The 3,485-nt window shown below is 67.4% G+C and carries 1 protein-coding gene; it reads left to right on the forward strand.

The window, feature by feature from the left end; all coding sequences use genetic code 11:
* The first annotated feature begins 181 nt into the window (after positions 1-181).
* Entirely contained in the window at positions 182-3,016 is a 2,835-nt protein-coding gene (rapA, locus tag GSQ95_RS20365; protein ID WP_158973880.1) for an RNA polymerase-associated protein RapA, read from the forward strand.
* Positions 3,017-3,485 lie beyond the last annotated feature (469 nt).

The raw sequence follows: 3,485 nt of genomic DNA on the forward strand, positions 1-3,485 counted from the left end.
CGCTGGCGGGGCGCACCGGGGCGGGATCCAGCTGGTTTGGCGGGGTCACGCCGGGCGGCGGAATGGCAGGGATCATGACGGGGACCTCGAATTCGCGGACTGCGGCAAAGAGCGCGTTAGGCTTCTGACTCCGCTTTCGCTAAAATAGCCGGCTTTTTGATAGCTGGAGAGAAGCTTCCACATGGCGTCGCATCAACCGGGACAACGCTGGATCAGTGACAGTGAGGCCGAACTGGGCCTGGGAACCATCCTGGCCCTGGACGGGCGCCTGCTCACGGTGCTCTATCCAGCCACCGGTGAGACGCGCCAGTATGCCCAGCGCAACGCCCCGCTGACCCGGGTGCGCTTCGCCCCGGGCGACGAGGTGACTCACTTCGAGGGCTGGAAGCTCACCGTGCGCGAGGTGTCCGAAGCGGACGGCCTGCTGACCTACCACGGCTTCACCGCCGAGCGCGAGGCACGCAGCGTGCCCGAGGCCCAGCTGTCGAACTTCATCCAGTTCCGCCTGGCCAGCGACCGCCTGTTCGCCGGACAGATCGATCCCCTGCCCTGGTTCGGCCTGCGCTATCACACCCACGAGCACCGCAACCGCCTGCTGCAGTCCAGCCTCTGGGGCCTCGGCGGCACCCGCGCCCAGCCGATCCCGCACCAGCTGCACATCGCCCGCAGCGTGGCCGACCGGGTCGCCCCGCGCGTCCTGCTGGCCGACGAGGTGGGCCTGGGCAAGACCATCGAAGCCGGCCTGGTGATCCATCGCCAGCTGCTCAGCGGTCGCGCCAGCCGCGTGCTGATCCTGGTTCCGGAAAATCTCCAGCACCAGTGGCTGGTGGAGATGCGCCGCCGCTTCAATCTGGAAGTGGCGCTGTTCGACGCCGAGCGCTTCATGGCCAGCGAAGACGGCAATCCCTTCGAGGACGCCCAGCTGGCGCTGGTCTCCTTGGACTGGCTGGTGCGCGACGAAAAGGCCCAGGATGCCGCCTTCGCCGCCGGCTGGGACCTGCTGGTGGTCGACGAAGCCCACCACCTGGTCTGGCACCCCGAGGGCGCCAGCCGCGAATACAGCCTGATCGAACAACTCGGCGAGGTCATCCCCGGCGTGCTGCTGCTCACCGCGACCCCCGAGCAACTGGGCCAGGACAGCCACTTCGCCCGTCTGCGCCTGCTCGACCCCAGTCGCTTCCATGACTTCGCCGCCTTCCAGCAGGAGTCCCAGCACTACCGCCCGGTGGCCGAAGCCGTGCAGGAACTGCTCGACGCCGGCGCCCTGAGTCCGGCGGCCCAGGACGCCATCGGCGGCTTCCTCGGCCAGGAAGGCGAGGCCCTGCTGGCGGCGGCCGCAGCCGGCGACGCCGACGCCCGCGCGCGCCTGGTGCGCGAGCTGCTGGATCGCCATGGAACCGGTCGCGTGCTGTTCCGCAATACCCGCGCCGCGGTCAAGGGCTTTCCCGAGCGCGAGCTGCATGCCCACGCCCTGCCCTTCCCGGATGCCTACCTGGACGAGGGCGTCATGCCCGGCCAGTCGCTGCAGCCGGAGACCGAATTCGCCCCGGAAGACGATAATGATCGCTGGTGGCGTCACGATGGCCGCGTCGAATGGCTGATCGACACCCTCAAGGCGCTCAAGCCGCACAAGGTGCTGGTCATCTGTGCGCGCATGGAAACCGCCCTGGATCTGGAAGACGCCCTGCGGCTGAAGTCCGGCATCCCCGCCACGACCTTCCACGAAGGCATGAGCATCCTCGAACGCGACCGCGCCGCCGCCTACTTCGCCGACGAGGAATTTGGCGCCCAGGTGCTGATCTGCTCCGAGATCGGCAGTGAAGGCCGCAACTTCCAGTTCGCCCATCACCTGGTGCTGTTCGACCTGCCGGCCCACCCGGACCTGCTGGAACAGCGCATCGGCCGTCTCGACCGGATCGGCCAGCGTCACACCATCCAGCTGCACGTGCCTTATCTCGAAGGCAGCCGCCAGGAACGCCAGTTCCAGTGGTACCACCAGGCGCTGAACGCCTTTCTGGCCACCTCGCCGACCGGCAGCGCCCTCCAGGCGCGCTTCGCCAGCGAGCTCGACGAGCAGCTGGCCGGTGGCGACGACGCCACCTGGCAGGCGCTGCTGGAACAGGGTGCCCAGGCGCGCGCCGCGCTGGAGACGGAACTGCACAACGGTCGCGACCGTCTGCTGGAACTCAATTCATCCGGTGCCGGCGCCGGCGAGCAGCTGGTCGAGGACATCCTCGACCAGGACGACCAGTTCGCCCTGCCGATGTACATGGAAGAGCTGTTCAACGCCTTCGGCATCGACAGCGAGGACCACTCCGACAACGCCCTGATCCTCAAGCCCAGCGAGAAGATGCTCGACGCCGGCTTCCCCCTCGGCGACGACGAAGGCGTGACCATCACCTACGACCGCAACGTGGCCCTGGTCCGCGAAGACATGCAATTCCTGACCTGGGAGCACCCCATGGCCCAGGGCGGCATGGACCTGGTGATGTCCGGCTCCATGGGTAACACCGCCGTGGCGCTGATCAAGAACAAGGCGCTCAAGCCGGGCACCGTGCTGCTGGAGCTGATCTACATCAGCGAGGCGGTGGCGCCGCGCGCCCTGCAACTGGGTCGCTACCTGCCGCCGCTGGCGATCCGCTGCCTGCTGGACGCCAACGGCAACGACCTGGCTGCCCGGGTGGCCTTCGAGACCCTCAACGATCAGTTGGAAAGCGTGCCGCGTACCAGCGCCAACAAGTTCGTCCAGGCCCAGCGCGACTCCCTGGCCAAGCTGATCGGCGGGGGCGAAGACAAGGCCCTGCCCCGCCACGAGGAACGCGTCGCCAAGGCCCGCCAGGCCTATGTGTCGGGTATGGACGAGGAAATCGCCCGCCTGGAAGCCCTGCGCGCGGTCAATTCCAGCGTCCGCCAGGACGAGATCGATCGCCTGCGCCAGCAGCGCGAAGAAGGCCTGACCTACCTGGACAAGGCCTCGCTGCGCCTGGAAGCCATTCGGGTGCTGGTGGCGGGCTAAGCCGGTCACACTGTTGGGCTTCGCTGGCGCTCAACCCAACCTACGAGACTCGCGCCTGGGCGTGACCTTGTAGGTTGGGTTGAGACAGCTCCATCGTCGAAGCCCAACGGACAGAGTCGAACCTGTCGCCTTGGACCTCGCTGGCGCTTAACCCAAGCTACGGAACCGCTGACGCCGTAGCGTGGAAAACGGCGCAGCCTTTTCCACTGGGCTTTGTAGCGAGGCGCGCCCTCACCCCAACCCTCTCCCGAGGGGAGAGGGGCTATCCGAGCGAGCGCTCCGCTTCATCAGCCCCAGCAAACTCGTGATCGATCGCCGCGCCCGGCGGTAGGTTGGGTTGAGACGGCTCCATCGTCGAAGCCCAACAGACAGAGTCGAACCCACCGCGCTGGGCGTCGCTGACGCTCAACCCACGCTACGGAACTGCGGACGCCGTAGCGTGGAAAACGGCGCAGCCTTTTCCACTGGA

The organism is Pseudomonas sp. BAV 4579, from assembly GCF_009765395.1.
Lineage (GTDB): Bacteria > Pseudomonadota > Gammaproteobacteria > Pseudomonadales > Pseudomonadaceae > Chryseomonas > Chryseomonas aestiva.